Below are 24,293 nucleotides of genomic sequence, written 5' to 3' on the forward strand. Positions count from 1 at the left end.
TGGGAATGACGCAGGGTTAGCTCGACACTCTCTGTAAGTGACGTGTGCCCCGGACGATCACCTCGTTCGGGGCACTTCGTTGCTCTGAGGGCCGAACTTGAGCGCCCAATCGGAGTAAAGCTCCGGCGGCCGCCTTGACATTGCGTTACGTGTTTCGGAGACTACGGCTGGTGCATCACCTGAATGCGTGATTCGCCGTGTGGGGAGAGAGGTGATCCCGATGTCTCTCGAGGAGCTGGCCGCACAGCTTCGTCGCGGCGAGATCGAGGACCCCGCGTTGGCGCAGTACGCCGCAGAGTACGCGCAGGCGGGGCAAGTTTTCCGCAGCAAGAAGGACGATTGAGCAGGTCGGCTGACGGACGGGTGCCAGGTGCCCCGTCCGAGGCTGCCAGACCACTGCTGCTCCAGGGCCAGGAATACCTCTTCCGTTCCCCGCCCAAGTGCCTCGACTTCCAGGAGCAGGTCCACCGCCTCGGCATGGTCGACGAGGGCGACGGCAACCCGCAGCCCTGCGTGCTCGTGCTGGCCCGCGCCGCCGACATGGAGATGAACGAACTCTCCATCGCCCTGGCGGAACGCGGCATCCGCATGGCCCGCATAGACGCCGACCGCTGCGTGGACCTCCCTCTCTCGGTCTACACCGACCAGCCCCTGATCGAACTGGACCGCTGGCTCCTGCGCCCCCTGCTCGTCTGGCGCCGCCACTTCGAACTCTCCGCGGTCCCGGTAGAACCAGGCACCCTCGCCGGCGCCTACGCCGTCGACCAATGGGCCTCAGTGGCCAACTGGCTGTCCTCCCGAGCCGACTGGGCTCACGTGAACCCGTCCCGCTTCTCAACGCACCTGGACCGTCTCACGCAGCTTTCCGACGCCTCCACCTTCGGCCTGCGCGTCCCCCGCACAGCCGTGACGACCCGCCCGGGCCGCACCCGCCCAGGAGGCGGCGCCTGCATCGTCAAAACAGCAGGCCGCCACCTGCTCGAACCGCGCCCAGGCGTGCAACACGGCCTGTTCCCGCGCCCCCTCGAAACCTCCCGCGCCTCAGACGCCCCAGAACCAGCACCGGTGATCGTCCAGGAGTACGTCCCCTCGGACACGGAACTGCGCGTGTTCGTGGTGGGCGAGCAGTGCATCGCCTACCAGGTCGACAAGCTGGACCCGGCCCAACTCTGGGTGGACCCCGACGCAGTCCGCGTCACACCGACCTCGGTCCCGGCGTCCCTCTCGGACAGGCTCCTGGCCCTGGCCCGCCACTGGCGCGTCCAGGTGGCGGCGTTCGACCTGCTCGTGACCGGCGGTGACCACGTGTTCCTGGAGATCAACGTCAACTGCGACTGGCGCTGGTTCGAACACAGGGCAGACGACACGAGCGTCTCCACGGCCGTGCACGACTGGGTGGCGCTGCGCTTCAAGGAGCTGCTCGGAGCAGGAAGGGCACGCTGATGTTCGGGACCGTTCGACGCTTACCCGGATGCTCGCTCTAGTCCAATTCGCTGGGCCGCTCGGGCGAGAAATGACCATCCGCTCACACAGGCCGACGATCAAGGCCTAGGCTCACCGCGCCCCCGTAGCCCAATCGGTAGAGGCAGGTCCCTTAAAAGGATCACAGTACGGGTTCGAATCCCGTCGGGGGCACCAACTAGATCCGCATAAGGATTCGGTGCCTGATCTGGCGTTTCAGGCTTCACGGTCACCGCTTCGGCGATCCGTTCGGCCGAATCGGCTACCTCCGAAAGGTGCGCGGAGGGGAGCCGGAGAGTAATCAGAAGTTGATCATGGTCATCGTTCAGGCGGACGCCGAGCTGGGTGATCTTGAACAGGCTTCGTAGCAGCAGGTCAGGTGCCTTGCTCAGGTCCGCGACCAGGCGCGGGAGCGCATCGAGCAGCCGGACGTCCTCGCCTGTCGGCCTGATTGGCACTGTTGTACCAATCGATGTGGTGTTCGTCACGAGCGTCTGCTTCTGCTCGTCCAGTTCGTTGTAGGTCTGCCGCAGTCCGCGGCTGAACGCGTCATCGCCGTCCTGGGCTTGGCGGAGGATCGCTGCCTGCCGCCGTTCGATGTCAGCAAGCGCTCGTTCGACCCGCTCCGCTTCAGCACGACGCTGCTCGGTCTCGCGATCGTCGACGGCCGCAAGATCAGCTTCGAGCAGTGCGCGACGCTCGGGACCGAACACGCGGTCCGCGAAGAAGGCCGCAATGCCGTCCATGATCGCGTCCTCGCGGACGTAGACCACCTCGGCATGGTCGGAGTACCTGTCGGGCCGTCCACGGTTGTTACTGCGCGCTGAGCACATGTAGTAGACGCGTCCGTTGCGGAAGTTGCCGTACATCCGCCGGCCGCACGCGTCGAACACCATGCCGCGCAGCAGGTACGTACGTGTGGCGATGGAATGCACACTCGCGTCGTCGTCTCGCGAGCCTTGCCGGGCCTTCCTCATCGCTGTCATCTCATCGAACATCCACTTCGGAATCAGCGGCTCGTGGACCGGCTCGGGCGACCACACCCACAGGACAGGCGAGTTGACCTTCCCGCGCTTGGACCGCGTCGCGCGCCGGTTGAACACCTGGAAACCGGTGTACTTCGGATTCCGCAGGAGGTCGCAAACGCTGGACTTGCTCCAAGCTCCTCTGGCACGCGCCTTGCTGGGCGGTTCAGGCGGCGGGTACTTGGCCAGATCAGCGTTAAGCAGGTCGGCGATCGCGCCATAGCCCAGGCCCTGGTGGTAGCGCCACATCGCGATCTGGGTGACGGTCTCGGCCTTGATGCCATCCGGCTCCAGCCGCGTCTTGGTCCGCCCCTTGGCGGCCTTCGTGGGGTTGGGATGCCGGTAGGTCTTGGCCTTGTAGCCGTACGGCGGCTTACCGATGTTCCAACCTTCGCGGACGTGCGTGCACAACCCGCCCCACGACTGCTCCAGCGTGTTGAGCACCTCGTACTCGGCGACCGACTGGTTGATCCGCCGCTGCAGGATCCGTTGCGCCCGGCTGCCGCTCAGCGTGATCGGCTCGTTGGAGGCGAACAGCGGGACTTCGGCCCGTTCCAACTCCCGTTCGATCGAGAGCCCTTCATACGTGCGCCGAGCCACGCGCGAGACGCTCTCACAAATCACGACATCGAACCGTCGTCCCTTGTGCGCGGACTCGTCGAGCAGGTCAGTGACACCGCCATCACGGGCGATCGGGATGTCGTAGCGCTCGTAGTTCTCGCCACGTCCACGTTGGTCCAGCTCCATGCGGCCAGACTCAACGTCGTAGAAGTGCGCGACGATCACCCACGACTCGGGGATGGACGCCTTGCAGTTTCCGAGCTGTCGGAGCATGGACTGCCGCGGATCCTGCTGGTCGTCGGTGGACGTGCGCCCCAGGAATGCCACGCGAACTTCGTTGCGCAGCAACGCAATCGGCATGCCTAGCGGAGAGACCGCGTAGTCCGACAGACCGGATGGTCCAGACGGCACGGCGTGCGTTCGCGGTTGGCTCATCAGGCAGCCTCCTGATCATCGACCTGTTCGGCGTGCTGGGCGGCAGCCCAGTCGAGGAGGTCTCTGATCACGGCGGCCAGTTCGCCGCGCAGACGATCGCCTTCGGCGCCGCTGACATAACGCACCTGGCCGGAGAAGGCCCAGCTCTTCGTGCGGTTTCCTATCTGATTATAGTGCCACTCAGCATGCCCAGAACCGTTGTCGCACAAGGGTTCTATGTCACTAATGGGTGGTTTCTGAGGCAACGGAAAGACGTTCATTCCCATCGCCTCTCATCTCCCGTGACCTGTCCGGTCATGGTGGTGTCGTTGGGATCCCATGCCGCTTCGCTGTACGGGAGCCCAACAGGGGATACGTGCTGTACGATGCGTGGACCGCGTTGCGGCAGCTCCGCCAGTCGCCGCCGTTCCTGGACCTGGTCTTGAAAGGACCACGCCGCCCAGATCGGCCCAGCAGGTCCATCAGGATGGCAGTGGTCACGAGACGAGGTCGCGATGACGAAGCAGGGTTTCTCGTAGCCGAGCTGCTGTCGCATCGCCGAGCGAAGGTTCCGTTCTCGCAGCGATGAGTGAACCGAGAACAGCAGAACGCCGAACACGTCGGTGCCGAAGCGGCTGTAGTCATCGAGCTTGCGCACAACCTTGGACAGCGGCTCGGTGCCGGTGTCGTGTTCCAGGAAGAACCGCACCCGACGTCCCTGCTCGTCCCAACAGCCGTAAGCATCGGGCCTGAGCTTGATGTCCCCGTGCCAGAAGAACTCGGTGCACGCCTTCTCCGACCACCACTGCGTGAGGGCGGCATCCGGGCGAGTACGGGCGTACGCCGCCAGCCCACAGAAGAAGTCGTTGACGCCGAGCTGATGCGACAGCTTCGGCCACAACCCCAGCCGCTCCAAGCGCTCCGCGTACGCACCGGCAACTGGCGGCTTCTCCGCGCGTTGTGCAGCGATCACCCGCGCACCGCGGTAACCGAGCGCATACCTCGTCTGACTTGTGCCGCCGGCGCTGTACGAGTCGCGGAACGCGAACACCGCGCCCATGTCACGCAGCTGTCGCAGACGATCCTGAGCACGTCGTATCGACGAGAACTCGATCGCCGCGATCTGGTTGGTGGTGAGCACCTTGTGCTCGTGCAGGAGGGCGAGGATCCGTCGATCCCGTTCAACGAGCCGAAACCACAGGGCCGCATCTGGCTCGCCGACTCGGCCGCCGCGCCGTCCACGAATGTGGGGAGTTCCTTTGCTCTCACTCCTCAGTCGGCTTTTGCGCGACTCTTCTCGATACCACTGCTGACGTGCGGTGATGTGACTTTGCGTCTCGGCGGTTGGACCAGCGGATTCAGAACGCCGGACATCCGCCTCCCCATGCGCCGGACCACGCGCTGACCAACCCGCGCTGCTGCCCATAGGCCTCTCCCTTTGGAGCTGCTCAAGCGGTGGTCGCTCAAGCACCCCTGAACTCCGGATTTCGGGGCCTAATAGGACACGCGGTCGTCGATCGTTATGGCTTCGTCACGTCATGCAGGCGGAGAAGCAGCTCCTTGGATTCGGCCTCGTCGAGGCTCTCGGCAGCCAGCGCGCGAACGACAGCTTCGTAACCCGAGACCGCATCTCTCGACTCGGCAAGGAGAGTGGAGTTCTCTGCGCCAACCCAAACCAGCGGTTCGTACTTCGAAAACGTCAGCAGGGTGAACGGCCCGGCCAGCCCTGCGTGCGCACCTCGGGCGACCGGCAGGATCCGGATCTCGACGTTCGGGCGGTTCGCCATGAACATGAGATGCAGTAGTTGCCCGGCCTGCACCTCAGCACCACCGACCTGTAGTTGCAGCGCCAACTCGTGAATGAAGTACGTGCACGTGGTGCCTCGTCGAGGCAGTCGCTGCATCGCAAGGCCCGCCTGAACTCGGTCTTCCAGCTCATCGGCCGGCGACGTGGCCGAGGCGCGCAATGCCTCGCGCATGTTGTCGGCCGTCTGCAGGAACAACGGCACCGCGTGCGTGTGCCAGCAGGTGAGCGTCTCCGCCACCGCCAGGTTCTCAACGACCGTACGAAGCTCGACAGGCGAACACACCCCGTGCTGCTGCCACCAGCCGACAACAGCCGTCTCACTGTGCATGGCCAGAAGATGAGCGCGCTCATCGGCCTTGACCCGGCAGGCACCAAGTAGCGCAGCGATCTCAACGAGGTTGGCGCCACCCTTGCCGTTCACCACGTCCGAGACTTTGGCCTCGTCCCAGTCCATGACCTCAGCGGCCCCTCGTGAGGTCATGCCAGCTCCTGCAATGGCCGCTCGTATGCCAGCGCCCAGCTCACGGCCACGCGCGGTGGAGATCCTCTTCGGCATACCTAGCTCCTCGCGTGATCGGTAACCAGTTGCAAGCGCCGTGCCGGATCTCGGAGCCGCAGCGAGGCCTCGTTCAACCAGAGCAAGGACAGCTCCTCGGTGCGGACGACATCGCGGAGCGCGACAAGGACTCGTTCGTAGGGAGCGCGCTCGACAGCCGACTCAAGCCATGTGTTGCCACCGTGCAGCGTGTGCAGGAGAACGACGTCGTCAAACCGCTTCTCCACGAACCGCATCACGGTGAACGACACGCCCATGCCGAAGTAGGGGCCGACATCCCCGTCCACGATTCGAAGCTCAAAGCCAGGCAGTTCGCCCAGCTCCTCCAGGTGCTCCAGCTGGTCCGCCATCACTCTCGAATCGCCAACGCCGTCGTTGAGCACCTGCTCTGTCACGATCAGTCGAACGTTCAGCCGCCGCAGCTTCGCGGCCTGCTTGGTGCCCATGCTCAAGCGGCTGAGAGCCTCTTGCTGGTTCGCAAGATCGATGTCATTCGCCGCTGCACCAGACTCGACAAGGGCGGCGTGGTAACCACCGGTACGCACAAGCTCAGGCAGCGTTTCCGACGCCACAATCACCAGTTCACTCGCCTCGGCCAAGACGTCCCACGGCGTCCACGTCAGCCGAGCCCAGGCGTCGCCGTTGATCCGATCCCACATCTGGGGATCAACGGCTCGCTGCGCAACCCGCATGCACAGTTCAACCTCGTCATCGGATGTACCGCACGCAGCTCCGACCACGACGACCTCACTAGGAGACATGCGTTGCGCAGCTCGGCAGAGGTGCGACAACTTCGCGGTGGAGAAGCCAACCCGAGCACCCAACTCCAAGAGCGACCAGTCGCGCCTCGTACGCCAGCCCAGCACGGTCCGGCTCAAGGCGCGGACCTCAAGACTTGCTCTCCCGTTGACCAGTTGTAGCGCCATGTCCCATCAGCCTGTTCTTGATCTGTGGGCTTCACGCCCGGTGCCTCTTCGGCCGCCAATGCGTGCGCTCGTGCGTCGTCGCAGTCGCTGCCTGAGCGGCAAGATGAACGTCGAGCAACATCCGGCAAGGCGCCGGCACTCTCCGCCAAGCGGGCCCGCTGCGACACTTCCTGCACCAGCCGTTCTCGTCCGGCTGGTGCTCATCGACGAACACACGCAGCGCGGCTGCTAACCGCGGAACTTCGTGCCGTGCCATGGACAACGCGGACGCACCATCACCGTCAGCAGCGATCCGCGACACAAGATCCAAGTGCTCGACAAGCCGCCGACGCAGCTTGGAAAACAAGACCAGGTTGCCCATGGCAGCGCGCCCTTCGGCTAGCTGGCTCGGAGACGGGAACACCGAGGCTGCTCGGTCGGTTCCGACGTCCTGTCGTTGGCGAAAGCACGCGCAACCGCTTGGCGGAACACAAGAAGCCCTTGCTCCGCAGCATTGGCCTCCCTGCAATCCAAGGCAGAAGTGACCACCACGGCAGCGCGCGAAAGCACTGCGGTCTGCGCCCACGTCAGGTTCACCACGATCGGAACGAAATCCTCAAGACGCGCCATCACCAGAACCCTTCGTCGGACCGACCTGGGGCCGACGGAATCCTTGGGCGTGGCGCGCTACCAGCCGGACACGCCCGTCCGGACCAGCTCCCACAAGGGGCCAAGGATCCCGCCGACAGCGAATACATTAAGGGTCAATTAACCCCTAATGCGATAACCAGAACGTGTGAACCTGCCCTGACCAGCGCGTGACTAGGGTGTTCACGAGTTCCGCAGCGCGAGGAGGCAACCGGGTGCCGAGCGACAAGACGTACAGGAAGTCCAAGCTGGGCCGCCTGCTCGATCAGCTACGCAAGGACGCGGGCAAGGATCTCAACTACCTGGCGAGCGAACTCCGCAAGACCGAGGCGCACCTCTCGAAGTGCCTGAACGGCACGAACCTTCTCGGCTGGGCAGACCTTGGCCTGTATCTCGACCTCGTAGAGGCGGACGAAGACCGCCGACGCAAGGCAACCGAGTACTGGGAGGACGCGAAGCAGGACAGCACGCGCGTCCAACACCCAGCCGCGTACAACCAGGCCGCCCGCTCATATGCCCGCGCCGAGGCCGACGCCTCAAAGCTGAAGCAGGTAGAAGCGGTCTGGATCCCAGGCATGCTGCAGGTCCCGGAGTACACGCTCGCTCTCCGCGAAGCGGCGCACCTGTTCGTCAACCCGAAGGTCCCCGCCAACCGCACCGTCGCCGCCCGGCAAAGCCGCCAGATGCGGCTACATGGCGACGCTCCGCTGCAAGCGCACTTCCTGATCGACATCGCAGCTCTCCGCCGCGCGGTCGGCGGCCCCGCCGCCATGTACGCGCAGCTGCTTCACCTGCAAGCGTCCGCGGCTCTCCTGAACGTGACGATCCAGGTGATCGACGAAGACGCCGGCGCCTACGCCATCGACGGCGTGACCATCCTGAGCTTCGACGACGAGGACTTCCCTGACGTCGTCTACCTGGAGACCAGGGGAGGTGGTCGGTGGGTGGAGAATGACGTTGACGTAGACAAGTTCCGCAAGTCGTTCAACGAGATCGCGGACGAGCTGGCCTTCACGCCCGAAGAGTCGCTCAAGGTCATCCGTGATCAGGCTGAACTCTTCAAGGAGAGACTCCAGCGAGATGACGAACCCTGAGAAGACGTGGCGCAAGTCCAGCTACACCGCACCAGACAACAACTGCGTTGAGCTCGCCGTCGGTGAAGTCGAGACCGCGCTGCGGGACAGCAAGCACACTGACGGTGGTTCATTTGCCGTAAGCGCCGACGCATGGGCCACGTTTCTTGAGCATGCCAAGTCGGGCGGCTTCAGAATCTGAAACAACACCCGAACGAGGCTAGAGCCGTTGATCTTGTCAGCGGGTTGGCCTGTCGAATCCTTCGGCATATGCCGTATGGAGAAATGCTGTCGAGGGCTGATGCTTCAGCTTGAGACTCAAGCTTCCGTGCCAAAGTGTGATCGCATTAAGCAAGCTCAGGCTTGTTCTGGATGTTACTCGCGAGCGGCGTGTTGAATCGGTCTTGCGTGTCACTTGTAGGCGAGATCTGTAGGTGCCGTAGCCGGTTGTCGCGCAAGGCTATCGCTCAACAAGTTCTCGCTGCCACTTGCGGCTCAATCTAGGAACTTGGCTAACGGTACGGCGTAAGCCTGCGACACTCTTGACGAGGAGCCACTGTTGACGGCCAGCCAGCCAGCTGGTAACGCTCACGTGTGCCGTAAGGGCTGGGAGGATCATGTCCGTCGAGGCTGTTGCACTTGGAGCCGGACGATCAGTTGCGAAGCTCGTCTTTGGTCGATGGATGGCTGGTCACGCAGCTAAAACTGCAGCCACGATGGACCTCGTTGATCTGATCAAGACGGGTTTCCCCGACGAGATCAAGCGGCGCAAGGCTGAGCGACAGTTCGAGGCGATTGCCGACTCCGTTACCGAGCGGCTGCTAGCCGTGAGCGGTCAAGAGTTTCGGGGACTAAGCGATGGTGACCGTGAAGCGGTGCTGCATCAGGTAATCTTGACGCTTGATCGAGCTGAGCTAACTGACCGGGCATTGTTCTCCGACGATCTTGATCCCATAAAGCTTGCCAGAAGGCTACGTGTGACCCTGCCGGGAACTCAGGTGGCGACGCAGCTCGGTGAAGCGGCTGCCAGACTATATGACGTCATCCTTGATGAGTGCTGTGACTGCTTAGCGCGCGCTATCATACATCTCCCACAGTTTGAACCGCGGGCAGTTGCTGAAAGTCTAGTGCGACTGTCGCGATTGGCTGAAACCGTGGAGACGATGCTCTCACGGCTGCCGATTCGATCGCTAGTTGCGCCAGAAGGAACGTCGGGAGATGACGAGTTTACTCGACGCTACCTGGAATCTATCAGTGATTCGCTTGATCAGGTTGAGCTCCTCGGAGTTCGATTTGAGCGATTGACGCGGACGCAAACCACTCTAAGTGTCGCATATATTAGCCTTAGTGTTTCGGCGGAATCCCATGGGCGCTCGACTGGAATTGACCCTGCGCGGGGTCTGGATAGAAATTTTGATGAGATTGAAAGCGCCTCTGTCAGGGTGGAACGTGCTCTGGGTGACCACAGGTTAATGCTCGTTCGAGGTGAGGCAGGTGGCGGCAAGAGTACCTTGCTGCGGTGGCTTGCGGTGACTGCTTCGCGTCGCAATTTCGAGGGCGCGTTGTATGACCTAAACGGCTGTGTTCCCCTTATGATTAAGCTTCGTAGTCATGCGGAAGGAGCTCTGCCGCGCCCCGAGGAGTTCCTGGACGACATAGCGGGAAGCTTGACTGGGATTATGCCGCGAGGATGGGTGCATCGCCATCTGCTTTCTGGCCGCGCCATCGTGCTGGTGGACGGTGTAGATGAGGTTATTGCCTCTCAGCGGCAGCTCGTGAGAGTTTGGATAAAAGAAATTATCACGCAGTTTCCCCGTGTTCGTATGGTAGTAACTTCTCGTCCTGCTGCTGCGGCTGCCAATTGGCTCAAAGCGGAAGGCTTTACTTCAGCTTTTCTAGAGCAGCTCGGGATGTCTGATCTTCGTGCTCTGGTGCGGCAATGGCATCTAGCTATACGGGGCTGCGCCGGATTGCCATGTTCGCCCGAAAGACTTCCTGCGTATGAAGCCAAGTTGTTGGCGAGACTGGACTCAGCGCCACATTTGCGAACGCTTGCCGCCACCCCGCTGCTTGCTGCAATGCTATGTGCACTGAACCTCGATCGAGAGTCACTGCCTCGTAACCGAATGAGTCTTTATGGCGCCGCGCTCGAGATGTTGTTGGAAACCAGGGACTCTACCTGTAATGTGCCAAGTGCGCGCCTCGGTTTCCTTGAGTCTGATCAGAAAATTAGAATCCTTCAAGATTTATCTTGGCACTTATCGACAAGTGGTCGTGTGGAGTTGCCGAAGGCGACGGTGGAAAGACTAATCGCTGACCGTCTCACGGTGATGCCTCAAGTTCGCTCCAGTGCGGCGCAAGTTCTTGATCTTTTGGTGCATCGAAGCGGCGTGCTTCGGGAGCCTGTTCCGGGACGGATTGACTTTGTGCACCGTACTATTCAGGAATACCTGAGTGCGAAGCATGCTGCCGATATTGGCGACATGGATCTGCTGATTCGCAATGCGCACCAGTCTCTATGGCGAGAAACTGTGATCATGGCAGCTGGGCACGCCAATGAGCCGCTTCGCAGAGAGTTAGTTGCTGGGATACTTGACCGAGCGAAAGTGGAGCCGCGACTGGCTCGAAGGCTAAAGCTTCTGGCAGTTGCCTGCCTTGAGACGCTTCCCTCTGTGTCTAGTGATGTATCCATAGCGTTGAGTAGCTGTCTAGATGATCTCGTTCCACCTCGAGATTCTAGTGCGGCTCGCTCCCTATCGACTGCGGGCGAGGCTGTTTTGGGACGTCTTCCGCGCAGCCTTAGTGGATTGTCTCGTAGTGCTGCCGAAGCGACCATTCAGGTGGCTTCGTATATAAATGGTGAAGAAGCACTCGATGTGCTCGCTAACTACGCGGCTGAAGCAAAGTATCAGTCGGAAATTTCACGTGCTTGGGAGTACTTTGAACCTGATGTGTACGCCAAACGCGTGCTTGCGGCGATGCCGGAGGGAGGGAGGGTGCATGTTCTACGTTCTCAATCTCGGATCGCGGCTCTTCGGCACGTTCCGCCGCTTGCCGAACTGGAGATACATGCTGACTTACTAAGGGATTTCGACTTTCTCGCAAGACATGCGCAAACATTGCGAGATCTAAGTTTGTATGTTGAAGGGATGGGCGCTGATCTGCACGATCTTCCTGAGATGCCGCAGCTCAGCAGTCTCGCGCTCAGGCTCCGAACACTGACGGACTTAAGCTTTATGGATGGTTTGCCGGATCTACGAATGGTGTGGCTTACTAGTTGTGAGTCGATCGAGAATTATGGATCTCTGAAGAGGTTCGCTAATCTTGAGACCCTAGCCCTCTTCGGTAGTTTGGGCTTGCGTGATTTGGGTCAGCTGCCGACCCTTGCTTCGATAAAGTCGCTATCGCTTGAAGGATCGAAACTTAGTCGCGGCAGCCTGGAGGCGCTCGCCAATCAGGCAAGCAGCGTGACAAACCTTTACCTTGGTTCCTGCGACTGGTTGGACAATCTTGATCCATTGAGTGATCTTAGCTTGCAAGACTTTCGGATATTTGGCTGTTCTGCGGTTGAGGATCTGAGCCCACTGGCGGAACAGCAAGATCTGCGCTTCCTGGAGATTTCCAAGACTGGAGTCTCGGATTTATCGCCCGTGGCAGGGCTCAAGAATTTGAGGATTCTGCGACTTAGGGGATGTGCGCGGGTTGTGGATTTGACTCCTTTAGCTGATCTTCCGAACCTGCGAGAGCTTCTTATTGAGGGAATCGCTGATGATGTAGATTTGAATCCCTTGCGGGAGAATCGAAAAGTCTCTGTTCAAGTTGCGCCTGGTCAGCTCGTGCGGAATTCCCAGGCCTTAGGTGCTCGACTAACTGTGAGTCCTTGGGGTTCGCGGCGATTTAGGTGATTTCGCTCGAAGGCGGATCCAATGTCACAAAGGTCTTGTGCGGGCCCCGACACTTCATTGGGCCCCTCATCTGCGGCGTCGACGGCGATGCGTAATCGGAACAGCGGCGGATATCTGCAGTTCGCGGCAGGTGCGCGTAGGGGAGGGACTAGTGGGTACCGTGTCGGGGGCACCATCAAACACCTCGTACGGACCATTCCTGACCAGGCGAGACCCAACCAGGGGATGATCTTGTAACTCGCGGTGACGCTCGAGCTCCGCGACAGGCGGTGCCGAAGTGGTGCCGGAGTACCAGTGTCGCCGTCTCCTGTGTTGGTGATCACAGCACCGGGTGCACGGCCTGTGCGACTGCGCCTTGGCGGGTAACGCTTGGAGGGGCTCCATGCGATCTTGTGGCCATGCGTGAGCTTCTCCGTGACGTCCTGCTGCTGCAGCCCGCGTGGCACTCCAAGAACACGCCCGAGATGGAGAAGCGCGGCCGGCTGGTTCGGCGCGACGTGACGAACTGGCTGCGGGCGCAGTTGCCCGCCATCGCGCGGGCGGTGCCGGACGAGGTCGACGACTGGGCCGCCGAGGGCAGTGACGGCGCTGGGCTCAAGTCCGAGATCCCTTGGGCTCGTGTGCACTCGGCCAGTCTGTCGCCGTCCGCGACGCTGGGCTGGTACGTCGTCTACCTGTTCGGGGCGCGGGGGGATCGGGTCTACCTGTCGTTGATGCAGGGGGCGACGCTGTGGCGGAACGGGGAGTTCCAGCCACGGCCTCGTCAGGACCTCTGGCAGCGCTCGGGGTGGGCGCGGGCCGCGTTGGCGGCGAGTTTGCTGGTGCGTCCGGATCTGGTCGAGAAGATCGAGCTCGGGGCGCGCAAGTCGAACCTGGGGCGTGCTTACGAGGACGGGAACGTCGTGGCGTTCGAGTACTCGTTGGAGGACTTGCCTTCTGATGACGTGCTCGCCGCCGATCTGGTCTTCCTCTGCACCGTGCTCAGTGAGTTGTACGAGCTCGCGGTAGTCGACCTTCCTCCCGGTGACCCGGCCCCCGAGGTCGTCGACGCGGAGGTCGAGGCCGAGCGCGTGGCGGGCAAGGCTCGCCGGGGGCAGGGGCTTCGGCTCGACGCCGCGGAGCGGATCGCGATCGAACGGCGTGCTGTCGACCTCGCGACCCAGCACCTCGTGGCGCAGGGGTACTCGGTCAAGGACGTCGGTGCCACCAGGTCCTACGACCTCGATGCCCGACGCGGCGAGGAGCACCTGTACGTCGAGGTCAAGGGCACCACGACCAAGTGGACGGACGCGTCCGAGATCATCCTGACGAAGAACGAGGTCGATCTCCACCTGCGCGAGTACCCGCACACCATGCTGGTGGTCGTGAGCCGCATCGTGCTCGACCACTCGGCCACGCCGCCGACGGCCTCGGGTGGCGAGCTGCGGGTCGTTCACCCGTGGCAGATCGCGGTGCCGAACTTGACGCCGATGTCCTACCGGTACGTCGTCGGCGAGTGACGCTAACGTCTGTCCCGTGGTTCTACAGGGGGTCCTGCACCGCGTCTTCGCGTTCCTGGTCATGCCCGTGCTCGGCTACCTGCTGGGCGCGACGATCTTCACCCACTTCTGGGACAAGCCGGACGCCGAGAACGTCGACCGGGCCGACCTCGCCATCACCGCTCTCTCGTGCGAGCAGTACGGGCCGATCACGTTGCGCGGCTTCGGTTTTGTGCACGAGTGTCGGGCCAGGGTGGAGAACAGGAACAGCCGCAGCGCCACAATCGCCACGGTGCGCGGGTTTCTCGAACCGCACCTCATCGGCCAACCTGTGGTGGGGCGCGAGTTCGACCGCGGTGAGCTGACTCCGGAGCGGCCGTACGCGTGGTGGGCTTTTGGGTTGCTCCTGCTGTTCGCGGGCGTCTGGCTCTACGTGTCCATTTGGGTCACCAGGTCGGGCGGGCTGTCACGCCTCCGTCGACAACCAGATCGTGCCCTGTGATCCACCGGGCCAGGTCCGAAGCGAGGAACACGCAGGCGTCCCCGACGTCCTCCGGGGTGCCCAGCCGTCCCAACGGAGCCGCGGCCTGCCACCGCGCCACACCCGAAGGCCACTGCGACTCGATGTCGGGACGAGTGATCAGCCCGGGCGACACCGTGTTCACGCGGATGCCGCGCGGGCCGTACTCCAACGCGGCCGCGCGGGCGTGCATGATCAGGGCGGCCTTCGAAGCGGCGTAGTGCGCGTGGCCGGGGGCGGGGTGGGTGCCCTCGATCGACGCGATGTGCGTGACCGAACCGCCAGCGGGCAGGTACTGCACGGCCGCCTGCGTAACTGCGAACGGGGCGGTGAGGTTGGTGTCCACGACGGACTGCCACTGTTCGACTGTCATGTCCGGCAACGGGTCCACGGGCTGCACGCCGGCGTTGTTCACCACCGCGTCCAACCGGCCGTGGCGGGAGAAGGCCTGACGGACCACGTCCGCGGCCGATGTGCGCAGGTCGCCGTCGGACAGGCCCCGGTGGTGCACGACGGAAGCGCCCGCAAGAGCGAAGCGGTCGGCGATGCCCGCACCGATGCCGCCGGAGGTGCCGGTGACCAGGACGACCTTGCCGTTGAGATCGATCACGAGACGATGCCCTTCACGCGAGTGGTCAGCCAGTCGACGATCTCACCCCGGCCCGCGACGAAGGCGTTCGCGGCCACGGAACGGAACTCGCCGCCTGCCTCGCGCACCAGCACCGCGCCGGCCGCCGTGTCCCAGGGGAACACGCCGATGTTCGCCGCCGCGTCCGCACGGCCGGCTGCCACCCAGGCGAGCGACAGGGCCGTCGAGTAGACGCGGCGGACGTCGGCGACCTCCAGCAACGAACCCAGCAGTTCCATCTCACCGGTGTACGGGCTGCCGGGGAGCGGGATGTCGGTCAGCACCAACGGACGGGGACTCACACCAGGCGCGATGACCAGACCGGTCGACCGAACGCTGAACGGCACACCGACAGCCGCGGTGAACAGCTCGTCGCGGAACGGGTCCAGCACGCAGCCCGCGACCAGCACACCGTCCACGGCGGCGGCGACCGAGATGCACGACAACGGCAGGCCGCGCACGAAGTTCCGGGTGCCGTCGATCGGGTCGACGAACCAGGTGACAGGAGCGGAAGCGCTTCCCAGCTCCTCGCCGACCACGGCCGAGCCGGGAGCACCGGTGACCAGGGCGGACCGCAGGAACGCCTCCACCTCGACATCGGCATTGCTGACCTGGTCGAACGTGCCCTTCGGCGACACGATGACGGGCACGTCGCGCAGCAACGACGCGGCGTCCACACACGACGACACCGCCAACGAGAGGAGATCGCGAGGAGTCACGCGGCCCATTGTGATCGGTCACAAACACGACCGGATGACTCTGGGCAACGTCCTACCCGCACCAGTGACCTGAGCCACCACGATGAGCTGACCTGACAACGACGTTGGAGGATCAGGATGCGAATCGTGGCCGGGTTGGCTGTCGTGGCGATGTTGGTCGCCGGAACAAGCACCGCGCAGGCGGACACGCTCGACTACGTGGCGTTGGGGGACTCGGCGGCGGCCGGGCCGTTGATCCCGAGCCAGGACCCGGCGCTGTGGTGTCTCCGCAGCAGCAACAACAACTACCCGCAGGTCGCCGCGAAGATCCTCAACGCGACGCTCACCGATGTCACCTGCTCCGGGGCGAAGACCGAGGACTTCGCGCAGAGGCAGTTCGGGTTCGTGAAGCCGCAGTACGACGCGTTGAAGCCCGGCACCGACCTGGTGTCGATCACCATCGGCGGCAACGACGTGGGGCTCGTGCAGACCGCGTTGGGCTGCATCAACCTGCTGCCGGAACCGATCGGGCTCTCGTGCAGGGACAGGCTGACGGCCGGTGGGGACCAGGTCGCCGCGGCCATCAGGAGCTGGGCGCCCGAGTTCGGCAGCGCGCTCGACGAGGTCAAGCGGCGGTCAACGCGGGCGAAGATCGTCGTCACGGGCTACGGGACCTACATCCGGCCCGGTGGCTGCTACCCGGTCCAGCCGATCTGGGCGCGCGATGCCGACTACCTGCAGGGTTCGGTGAACCTGCTCAGCGCCACGGCCAAGGCGGAGGCGGAGAAGCGCGGTGCGACCTACGTCGACCTCGCTGCCGTGAGCGTCGGGCACGACACCTGCGCCAGGCCCGCTGACCGCTACCTGGAAGGCCTGGTCCCGACGACGATCGCGGCGCCGCTGCACCCCAACGCCCAGGGCATGAAGGCGTTCGGAACCGCGGTCGCCCGGGCCGTCAGGTGATCGCGTTACTGCTCGCGGCGGGGCTGACGGTCACAGCCCCGCTGCCGGTCACCTACAACGCGCTGCCCGCCGTCGCGATGACCGTCTCGCATCCCGGTGCCGCTCCGCCGGGCGCCAACGAGTGGAGCTGTCGCAGCACCAAGAGGCCGGTCGTGCTGCTGCACGGCACGCACGTGAACATGGCGCTCAATTGGAACGCCTTGTCGCCGTTGCTGAAGAACAACGGCTACTGCGTCTTCGCGTTGAACTACGGCGGTCTGCGGGCCGGCCAGGTCGGTGGCACCGAGCCGATCGAGGACTCGGGTCTGGAACTGGCCGAGTTCGTCGAACGGGTGCGGATGGCGATCGGCGCGGACGAGGTGGACCTGGTCGGTCACTCGCAGGGCGGTCTGCTCGCGCAGTACTACGTGAAGTTCCTCGGCGGCGCGGCGAAGGTGCACGACGTCGTCGGCCTGGCACCGACGAGCCACGGGTCGGACGCGGCCGGCTCCAGCAGGTGGATCTGGTCGCTGCTGCAGGTGTCCCCGGCGCTGCGCGGGCTGGTGGAGGCCGCTGATCCCGCTGTCCTGCAACAACTTCGCGGGTCGCCGTTCATGGACCGGATGAACAGCACCCCGGACGCGGTGCCGGGCGTGCGGTACACGACGATCGCCACCCGCTACGACGGCATCGTCACGCCGTACCGGTCGCAGTTCCTCGACGGAGGGCGCAACGTCGTCGTGCAGGACCTGTGCGCCAACGACTTCGCCGACCACCTCGCGCTGGCGTTCGACCACGTGGCGCTGCGGGAGGTGCTCAACGCGCTCGACCCACCGGCCGCGCGGCCACCGGACTGCTCAACGCCCGTGCTGCCGCTGGTCGGTGGCTGACCTCGCCGCCAGCGCGGCCGTCAGCAGCGTGACGTGCTCGATGCGGGTCGGGTCGAGGCCGGTCAGCTCGGCCACGCGCCGCAGCCGGTAGTCCACGGTGTTCGGGTGCACGTGCAGTTCGGTGGCGGCGGGCCTGCGCGACCCCCGGCGCAGGTAGACCTCGAGCGTCTGCACCAGTTCCTCGGACAGGGGCGCGACGACGGCCGCCAGCGGTTCCAGGGCGGCGCTCGGCCGCGACAGCTGGTACTCCAGCAACATGTCCGTGAGCCGGTACAGGCCAGGACCCGAGCGCACGGCGACGTCGAGCACCTCACGGGCCAGCCTGGCGGCGGCCGCGACCCCGGAGGGAGGGGCCGCGACCGCCGCCACCGTCAACGGCACGCCCGCCGCCCGCGTCACGTCGGCCACCACCTGCTCCAGCCGCGTGTCGTCGCCCGGGACGAGGGCCAGGCCACCCGTGGGCGTGAGCGACGACAGCACAGGCTCACGGCTGTGCCGCTCCAGTTCCGTCCGCAGCCTCCGCAGCTTGCGCCGACCCGCGATCGCGGCGTCCACACCGTCGGTCAGCTCGTCCGGGTGCGGCGGCACGGACACGGCCAGCACGACCACCGGCCCGTCCGCGACGCGCGTGCCGTCGAGCAGCCCGGTCAGCGCCAGGTGCCGCGCCGACCGCTCGTCGTCGACGATCGTCTGCCGCTCGTCGAGGTAACCGGCGCCCACGACCGGCGTCACGGCCTGCAGGTACCGCATCGCCAGCGCGTTGAGCGCCAGCACCTCGCCGACCTCCTCGGGCCTCGCCTCGGGGACCAGCACGTCCCAGACCACCTGGATGCCCACGTGGTACGCCGTCAGCACGACGTCGATGGGCACGCCCTCCTCCGCGCGCCGTGCCGCCGACTCGCGCAGGAACCCCAGCTCTGCCGCGGTCGGGAGCTCACGGCTGCGCAGCACCTCGGCGAACGCCCGCAGCGTCCCCTCGATCACGCGGGCGATGTCGCCGGACAGCTCCTCCGCGGGCAGCTGCTGGTAGGCGGGCACCCGCTCGGTGATCTTCGCGAGCACCAGCCGCACGAAGGACGGCATCTCCGCGGTGATCCGCTCTGCCAGCGGACGCCCACCGATCACGAACGACATCCGCCGATTCTGACCTAAAGCTCGATCACAGTCCCGTCGAGCGGAACCTCCACACCCGCCTCGCGCAGCTTCTCCGACTCCGGTGACGACGGGTCGAGCACCGGGTTGGTGTTGTTGAGGTGCGTGTAGATCCGCCGCACGGACGGGAACCGCCGCAGTTCGGGCAGCGAGGCCGTGATCGGCAGGTGGCCCATGGCGGCCTGCCCGGACGAGCTGCCGGTCGCCGACCCCATCTCCGAGGCCGCGTAGAACGTGCCGTCCAGCACCAGGCAGTCCGCCCCGGCCACCACCTCGTCGAAACCGTCGGGCCAGGACGCCAGGCACGGCGCGTAGACCAGCACACCACCGGTGGCGGGATCGTGGAACCGGTACGCGACCACCCAATCGCCGTCCACAGTGGACGACCGGGCGTACTTCGGGCGCTTGCCGCTGATCGGGATCGCCGAGACCTCCAGGCCGTCCAGGGAGAACGGGCCGTCGACCTGGCGCCACGCCACCGGCGCGTACCCGTCGATCACCGTCCGCAGGTCGAACTGGTCCTTCAACGCGTGCAGGACCGTGCCGGGCGCCCACACCGTCAGGCCCGCGCCGCCCCGCAGGGTCAGCAGCCCCAGCGTGTGGTCGAGTTCGGCGTCCGTGAACAGGGCGCCGCGCAACGGCGTGTCCCGCGCGCCGGGGCCGGGGTTCAGCGACGCACACGAGGCGATCTGCGTCCGGACGTCCGGCGAGGCGTTGACCAGCCACCAATCGGTGCCGTTGCCGCTGATCGCCAGGCAGTCCTGCGACCGCGAGGGCAGTGAGCCGGAACGGGCGCGCACGCACAGCGAGCAGGCGCAGTTCCACTGCGGGAAACCGCCACCCGCCGTCGTGCCGAGCAGAACCGCCTTCACCGCATCTTCCTCATCGCCATCGCGGGCACCTCGGCCGGCGCCATCTCGGTCTCCAGGATCAGGTCCACAGTGGACCGCTCGGGGGACAGGGAGCAGACGGGATCGGTCGCCGCGGCGTCACCCGTCAGCTGGAACGCCTGGCAGCGGCACCCGCCGAAGTCGATCTCCTTGCGCGGGCAGGAGCGGCACGGGTCCCGCATCCACTCGAAGCCGCGGAAGGCGTTGAACGACGGCGAGTGGTGCCAGATGTCGTGCAACGACGAGTCGCGCACGTTCTCGATCTGCAAAGAGCTGATCACCGTGGCGGCGGGGCAGGGGAGCACGTCGCCGTTCGGTGCCACCGTCAGCTGCCGGGCGCCCCACCCGTACATGCAGGGTTTCGGGTGGGCCTCGTGGTAGTCCGCGATGACGTAGACGATCTCCATCCGGCCGCGCAGGCGTTCCTGCGCCGCGGCCACGATCGGGTCGGCGACGGCGAGCTGTTCACGCGTCGGCAGCAGCACCGCGCGGTTGCGCAGCGCCCAGCCGTAGTACTGGGTGTTGGCGAGCTCCAGGCGCTCGGCGCCCATCTGCTCGGCCATCGCGATGATCCCGGCGATGTTGTCGAGGTTCTGCCGGTGCAGCACCGTGTTCACCGTCAGCGGCAGGCCCTCGTCGAGGACGAAAGAAGCGGCCTCCACCTTGCGGTCGAACGCCTTGATGCCCGCAATCCGGTCGTTCCCGGCACGGGTCGCGTCCTGCAATGAGAGCTGCACGTGGTCGACACCGAGGGAAGCCAGCGAATGCAACCGCTCGCGCGAGAGGCCGACTCCCGACGTGACCAGGTTGACGTAGCAGCCCAGGCTGTTCGCGTGCTCCACCAGCGAGGGCAGGTCCGGCCGCAGCAGCGGTTCGCCGCCGGACAGGTGGATCTGCAGGCAGCCCAGCGACCGGGCCTGGTCGAACACGCGCCGCCAGTCCTCGGTCGACAGCTCGGCGTCGCGGCGGACCAGTTCCAGCGGGTTCGAGCAGTAGCCGCACTGCAACGGACACCGGTGCGTCAGCTCGGCCAGCAGGCCGAAGGGCGCCTCAGCCATCGACGTCCACCACCCTTCGTTCGACCATGCGGGCCACCAGCTCGGCCACGTCGGAAGGCTCGACGCCGTCGTAGGAGTCCGCCAGCACCACGGCGATGTCGCCGATCGACCGGACGCCATCGCACAGCGCCACAACGGAAGCGGCGGTCTCGTTCAGCACCAGCACGCCCTCGGGGAACAGCACCACGTGGGCGGAGCGAATCTGGTCGTAGGTGCACTTCACGCCGCGCCGGATCCTCGGCACGGCGTCCAGCGCGACCACGGTCACGGCTTGCCCTTGCCGGAGTAGTAGTCGACGGCGTCCAGCACGGCCCGCAGCACGTCGCACTTGAACGACAGCGCGTCGACAGCGGCCAGTTGCTGTTCGCGGGTCAGGGAGTGCTCGACCACGATGTCCACAGTGGCCCGGCCCTCGCCGACGACCGCCTCGATGCGGTTCGTGAAGTACGCGAAGCCCTCCTCGGCGATCCACGGGTACTGCTCCCGCAACGCCGCCAAACGCTTGCGCATCAACGCACCCGAGAACATCTCGGTGAGCCCGGACGCGATCGCCTCGACCCACGGCTTGGTGCGCGCGAAGTTGACGTAGGCGTCGACGGCGAACCGCGTGCCGGGCAGCACGTGCCGTTCGTCGAGCACCTCTTCCCGCGTCAGTCCCACGGCCTCCGCGAGCCGGATCCAGTTCTCGGCGCCGCCCTCGCCCGGCTGCGTGCCGTCGTGCCAGACGATCCGCTCGCGCCACTGGCGCCGAATTTCCGGAGACGGGCAGTTGGAGAGGATCGCGGCGTCCTTCTGCGCGATGCAACGCTGGTAGTACCAGCGGTTCGCCGCCCACGCCTGCAGCTCGTGCTTGCTCAGCTGTCCGGCGTGCATGCGCAGGTGGAACGGGTGGGTGTCCCAGTACCGGGGCGCGAGGGCGCGGAGCTCGGCGACGAACTCCGCGGGGGCAACGGCAGTCATGGGTGAGAACTCCTCCGGAACGCGCGCGGGGCCGAGGTTCCCGGCAGCCTGCCAGGAACCTCGGCACGGTGCCTGACGTCAGCTGCGAGCCGCGTAGGCGGTGACCTCCATCGGAGTCTCGAAGTCGCGGAAGTCGGGCTTGACCCACTCGCGCCTGACCTCGGGCAGCTTGGTCTCGGTCGTGGTGACGGCAACGTTCATGCGCAACTCCTCGGGTGTCGGGCCTACCTGCCCGAACCGGGCTGGCAAGCGCTTTCCGTGGGGTGCGGCGGCGACCCACACGGTATGTCTTCCGGGCCACCAAGGTCTAGACCGTCCACGAAGTTCCCGAAAGTCATCGGACGGGTGGTGTCCCGTTTCGCTGGTTCGGAACCCGGGAATACCGGGACCTCCGACCACTGTTGCGGGGTACTGCGATCTGTGATTGCGTAGACACTCCCTGCAACTCCGCCGTCGCAGACAACCACGAGCGGACCCGAAGGAGAGCACATGCGTGCTCGTCGTATCGCAGCGGCAGCAGCCTGCACTGCCATGACCGCGTCCCTCTGCGTCGTGCCGGCCTCGGCGCAGGACGACCCCTCCGTCCTGGCCGAACGGACACTCGCCACGAGGCTCGACATCCCGTGGGACATCGAGTTCCTGCCGGACGGCAGCGGCATCTTCACCGAGCGGGACACCAGGAAGATCAAGAAACTCCAGGGCACGACCGTGACCGAACTGGACACGGTGGAACAGGCCCAGACGACCGGTGGTGAGGGCGGACTGCTCGGCCTCGCCGTGTCGAAGAGCTTCGCGACCGACAACTCGGTCTTCATCTACTACTCCACGGCGAACGACAACCGCGTCGCCAAGCTGCAGCTCGGTGGCACGCCACAGCCGATCGTGACCGGCATCCCGAAGAACCGCTACCACAACGGCGGCGGGCTGGAGTGGGGTCCGGACGGCTTCCTGTGGGCGACCACGGGCGACGGCCAGAACACGTCCACCGCGCAGAACTGGAACTCGCTGGGCGGCAAGGTCCTGCGCTTCGACGCCACGGGCAAGCCCGCTGCCGGCAACCCTCGCGCCGGCAGCGTCGTCTACTCGATCGGCCACCGCAACGTCCAGGGCATCACGTGGATCGGCAACACCGCGTACGCCACGGAGTTCGGCAACAGCAGGACCGACGAGGTCAACCGCATCGAGGCCGGCAAGAACTACGGCTGGCCGACGTGTGAGGGCAACTGCAACACCGCGGGCATGACCAACCCGGTCAAGACGTGGTCCACCAGCCAGGCCGGTCCGACCGGCATCGCCTTCTACAAGAACGCCCTGTACGTCGGCGCGGTCACCGGCAAGCGCGTGTGGAAGATCCCGGTGAACGGCACCACGCTCGGCACCCCGCAGGCGGTGTTCACGAGCTACGGCCGCGTGCGCGCGGTGGCCCCGGCGCCGGACGGCACGCTGTGGCTGGGCACGTCCAACCAGGACGCGAACGGCTCACCCGGCGCGAACGACGACCGGATCATCTCCACCGACGGCTAGGAGCTAGTTGCGGGCAGCGGGCATCCGGCGGAGCTGGTCGAGCACCGCCGGATCCTGCAGCTGCATCCACTGGATCACCTCGGTGTAGGTGGCGCACACCGTCTCCGGCTTGTCGCACACGAACTCCATGAACTGCTCCATCGCCGTCGAGAACGCGTTGCCGTTCCACTCGTTGAAGTGGTTGCCGACGACGATCGGCGCGCGGTTGCCGTTCAACGCCGCTTGGTGCACCGACTTGTAGGTGTCGAGCACGATCTGGGAGAAGTCGGCCGCGCGCCAGGGCTCGTCCTTGGCCTGGTTGAGCGAGTACCAGAGGTTGAAGTCCATCATGACGACCTGCTTGCCCAGTCCGGGAACGCGGACCTCGGGCATCGGGAACTCGTAGAGTCCGTTTTGGACGGTCGGCCACTGCACGCCGAGCGCGACCTGGCTGGTGTCGTAGACGAGCCCGTTCGCGGCCATCGCGGGGAAGGCCTGGTCCCACTTGCCTTCCAGGCACGGCGTCCGTCCACCCCGGACGGCGTCGGCGGGCAGGTTCAGCCCGGCGGCGCGGGACCTGTCGACGATCTGCTTGAACTGGGCGAGCTCCGCGTTCCAGGCCGCGGTGTCCCACTTGTCGACCGACGGCTGGGAGCCGTTCGAGCAGAAGTGGCCGTTGTAGTGCGTGCCGATCTCGTGGCCGTCGGCGATCACCTGGTTCAGGTAGGCGATGCGCGACGTGACGTCCTGCCTGGTGCCGCCGAAGTCGATGTCGGACAGGCCGCGCTTGAGGCCCGCCGGGGGCTGGTACTGGCTCTTGTCCGGGTCCGCCAGCATGTAGACACCGGACAGCAGGCCCGTCACGTGCGCGTTCTTGGCCTTCGCGATCGGCAGGACCTTGTCCCAGTGCTGCTTCGACACCGCGCCGTCGAACGAGAAGAGCACGAACTGCGGTGGCTTCTCACCCGGCGCGAGCTTGTGCATCCACGGCTGCTTCGCCACCTGCTCGGGCGTGGGGGCGGGCACCGTCGGCGTCGGTCCGGCGTCCTTGGGAGCGGGCAGTCTCGGTGCCATCGGCAGGGGGCCCGAGTCCGCCTGGGGCGCCGGGTCGTTCTGGGAGCCCAGCGTCATCACCATCGCCAGAACCAGCCCCAGAGCCAGGCCCGTGGTCAACCATCCCCACCGCTTCACACCTTAGGAGACGATTCATCACCTGAAC

General features: G+C 65.2%; 24 protein-coding genes, 1 tRNA gene and 1 pseudogene. 12 read left to right on the plus strand and 14 right to left on the minus strand.

Annotated elements, in window-relative coordinates; genetic code table 11:
- Positions 1–220 precede the first annotated feature (220 nt).
- The 4 genes from IEY88_RS45160 (at position 221) to IEY88_RS29435 (ending at position 2,288) form a co-directional block, all read left to right on the plus strand.
- Positions 221–343: a hypothetical protein gene (locus IEY88_RS45160; protein ID WP_256238980.1), complete on the plus strand. Its 123-nt coding sequence runs from the start codon at positions 221–223 to the stop codon at positions 341–343.
- Complete coding sequence (locus tag IEY88_RS29425; protein ID WP_229693877.1) at positions 340–1,443, plus strand: ATP-grasp domain-containing protein; 1,104 nt, start codon at positions 340–342, stop codon at positions 1,441–1,443. The genes IEY88_RS45160 and IEY88_RS29425 overlap by 4 nt, the downstream gene beginning before the upstream one ends.
- 118 nt (positions 1,444–1,561) lie before the next feature.
- A tRNA-Leu gene (locus IEY88_RS29430) sits at positions 1,562–1,638 on the plus strand.
- A 389-nt stretch (positions 1,639–2,027) separates the two neighbouring features.
- Positions 2,028–2,288 carry a hypothetical protein gene (locus IEY88_RS29435; protein ID WP_189158138.1) on the plus strand — a complete coding sequence of 87 codons (261 nt, stop codon included), beginning with the start codon at positions 2,028–2,030 and terminating at the stop codon, positions 2,286–2,288.
- Between the two features lie 198 nt (positions 2,289–2,486).
- On the opposite strand, the pseudogene IEY88_RS45585 reads toward IEY88_RS29435, so the two are convergent.
- From IEY88_RS45585 to IEY88_RS29460, 5 genes and pseudogenes are all read right to left on the minus strand, one after another.
- A pseudogene (locus tag IEY88_RS45585) lies at positions 2,487–3,482 on the minus strand (recombinase family protein); the annotation flags it as partial.
- Entirely contained in the window at positions 3,482–3,748 is a 267-nt protein-coding gene (locus IEY88_RS29445) for a hypothetical protein (RefSeq protein ID WP_189158139.1), read from the minus strand. The pseudogene IEY88_RS45585 and the gene IEY88_RS29445, both read right to left, overlap by 1 nt.
- Complete coding sequence (locus IEY88_RS29450; RefSeq protein WP_189158140.1) at positions 3,739–4,887, minus strand: replication-relaxation family protein; 1,149 nt, start codon at positions 4,885–4,887, stop codon at positions 3,739–3,741. Before IEY88_RS29450 ends, IEY88_RS29445 begins: the two co-directional genes overlap by 10 nt.
- Before the next feature lie 94 nt (positions 4,888–4,981).
- Complete coding sequence (locus tag IEY88_RS29455) at positions 4,982–5,722, minus strand: DUF5753 domain-containing protein (RefSeq protein WP_189158141.1); 741 nt, start codon at positions 5,720–5,722, stop codon at positions 4,982–4,984.
- A gap of 104 nt (positions 5,723–5,826) precedes the next feature.
- A complete protein-coding gene (locus IEY88_RS29460) occupies positions 5,827–6,750 on the minus strand; it encodes a Scr1 family TA system antitoxin-like transcriptional regulator (protein WP_189158142.1) in 924 nt (307 codons plus the stop codon).
- Positions 6,751–7,592: 842 nt separating this feature from the next.
- Here IEY88_RS29460 and IEY88_RS29465 point away from each other — a divergent pair.
- From IEY88_RS29465 to IEY88_RS29485, 5 genes are all read left to right on the plus strand, one after another.
- Positions 7,593–8,471, plus strand: coding sequence for a DUF5753 domain-containing protein (locus IEY88_RS29465; protein ID WP_189158143.1), 879 nt, complete (start codon positions 7,593–7,595; stop codon positions 8,469–8,471).
- Entirely contained in the window at positions 8,458–8,652 is a 195-nt protein-coding gene (locus tag IEY88_RS29470) for a DUF397 domain-containing protein (protein ID WP_189158144.1), read from the plus strand. The genes IEY88_RS29465 and IEY88_RS29470 overlap by 14 nt, the downstream gene beginning before the upstream one ends.
- 415 nt (positions 8,653–9,067) lie before the next feature.
- Complete coding sequence (locus tag IEY88_RS29475; protein WP_189158145.1) at positions 9,068–12,355, plus strand: NACHT domain-containing protein; 3,288 nt, start codon at positions 9,068–9,070, stop codon at positions 12,353–12,355.
- Between the two features lie 398 nt (positions 12,356–12,753).
- Positions 12,754–13,854, plus strand: a complete 1,101-nt coding sequence (locus IEY88_RS29480) for an MrcB family domain-containing protein (RefSeq protein WP_189158146.1) — start codon at positions 12,754–12,756, stop codon at positions 13,852–13,854.
- A 16-nt stretch (positions 13,855–13,870) separates the two neighbouring features.
- A complete protein-coding gene (locus IEY88_RS29485) occupies positions 13,871–14,335 on the plus strand; it encodes a DUF6346 domain-containing protein (RefSeq protein WP_189158147.1) in 465 nt (154 codons plus the stop codon).
- Here IEY88_RS29485 and IEY88_RS29490 read toward each other — a convergent pair.
- Positions 14,280–14,963, minus strand: a complete 684-nt coding sequence (locus tag IEY88_RS29490; protein ID WP_189158148.1) for an SDR family NAD(P)-dependent oxidoreductase — start codon at positions 14,961–14,963, stop codon at positions 14,280–14,282. The two genes, IEY88_RS29485 and IEY88_RS29490, sit on opposite strands and share 56 nt — an antisense overlap.
- Positions 14,960–15,700: an inositol monophosphatase family protein gene (locus tag IEY88_RS29495; RefSeq protein WP_229693878.1), complete on the minus strand. Its 741-nt coding sequence runs from the start codon at positions 15,698–15,700 to the stop codon at positions 14,960–14,962. Before IEY88_RS29495 ends, IEY88_RS29490 begins: the two co-directional genes overlap by 4 nt.
- Before the next feature lie 117 nt (positions 15,701–15,817).
- On the opposite strand from IEY88_RS29495, the gene IEY88_RS29500 reads away from it, so the two are divergent.
- The gene (locus IEY88_RS29500) at positions 15,818–16,642 is read left to right on the plus strand and encodes an SGNH/GDSL hydrolase family protein (RefSeq protein ID WP_189158150.1); all 825 of its coding nucleotides are present in this window, start codon (positions 15,818–15,820) and stop codon (positions 16,640–16,642) included.
- On the plus strand, positions 16,639–17,511 hold the full coding sequence (locus IEY88_RS29505; RefSeq protein ID WP_229693879.1) for an esterase/lipase family protein: 873 nt from the start codon (positions 16,639–16,641) through the stop codon (positions 17,509–17,511). Before IEY88_RS29500 ends, IEY88_RS29505 begins: the two co-directional genes overlap by 4 nt.
- On the opposite strand, the gene IEY88_RS29510 is transcribed toward IEY88_RS29505, so the two are convergent.
- The 6 genes from IEY88_RS29510 to pqqA form a co-directional block, all read right to left on the minus strand.
- A complete protein-coding gene (locus IEY88_RS29510; RefSeq protein ID WP_189158151.1) occupies positions 17,479–18,645 on the minus strand; it encodes a PucR family transcriptional regulator in 1,167 nt (388 codons plus the stop codon). The genes IEY88_RS29505 and IEY88_RS29510 overlap by 33 nt on opposite strands.
- Before the next feature lie 14 nt (positions 18,646–18,659).
- The gene (pqqB, locus tag IEY88_RS29515) at positions 18,660–19,535 is read right to left on the minus strand and encodes a pyrroloquinoline quinone biosynthesis protein PqqB (RefSeq protein ID WP_189158152.1); all 876 of its coding nucleotides are present in this window, start codon (positions 19,533–19,535) and stop codon (positions 18,660–18,662) included.
- Positions 19,532–20,611 (minus strand): pyrroloquinoline quinone biosynthesis protein PqqE, encoded by a 1,080-nt coding sequence (pqqE, locus tag IEY88_RS29520; RefSeq protein WP_189158153.1) that lies wholly within the window; start codon positions 20,609–20,611, stop codon positions 19,532–19,534. The genes pqqB and pqqE overlap by 4 nt, the downstream gene beginning before the upstream one ends.
- The gene (pqqD, locus tag IEY88_RS29525; RefSeq protein WP_229693880.1) at positions 20,604–20,879 is read right to left on the minus strand and encodes a pyrroloquinoline quinone biosynthesis peptide chaperone PqqD; all 276 of its coding nucleotides are present in this window, start codon (positions 20,877–20,879) and stop codon (positions 20,604–20,606) included. The genes pqqE and pqqD overlap by 8 nt, the downstream gene beginning before the upstream one ends.
- The gene (pqqC, locus tag IEY88_RS29530; protein WP_189158154.1) at positions 20,876–21,571 is read right to left on the minus strand and encodes a pyrroloquinoline-quinone synthase PqqC; all 696 of its coding nucleotides are present in this window, start codon (positions 21,569–21,571) and stop codon (positions 20,876–20,878) included. The genes pqqD and pqqC overlap by 4 nt, the downstream gene beginning before the upstream one ends.
- A 78-nt stretch (positions 21,572–21,649) precedes the next feature.
- Positions 21,650–21,772: a pyrroloquinoline quinone precursor peptide PqqA gene (pqqA, locus tag IEY88_RS29535; RefSeq protein ID WP_063758378.1), complete on the minus strand. Its 123-nt coding sequence runs from the start codon at positions 21,770–21,772 to the stop codon at positions 21,650–21,652.
- Between the two features lie 330 nt (positions 21,773–22,102).
- Here pqqA and IEY88_RS29540 point away from each other — a divergent pair, with 330 nt between their 5' ends.
- Positions 22,103–23,095, plus strand: a complete 993-nt coding sequence (locus IEY88_RS29540; RefSeq protein WP_229693881.1) for a PQQ-dependent sugar dehydrogenase — start codon at positions 22,103–22,105, stop codon at positions 23,093–23,095.
- A gap of 3 nt (positions 23,096–23,098) precedes the next feature.
- On the opposite strand, the gene IEY88_RS29545 is transcribed toward IEY88_RS29540, so the two are convergent.
- Complete coding sequence (locus tag IEY88_RS29545) at positions 23,099–24,247, minus strand: polysaccharide deacetylase family protein (RefSeq protein ID WP_229693882.1); 1,149 nt, start codon at positions 24,245–24,247, stop codon at positions 23,099–23,101.
- Between the last annotated feature and the right edge of the window lie 46 nt (positions 24,248–24,293).

The organism is Lentzea pudingi (assembly GCF_014646255.1).
Lineage (GTDB): Bacteria > Actinomycetota > Actinomycetes > Mycobacteriales > Pseudonocardiaceae > Lentzea > Lentzea pudingi.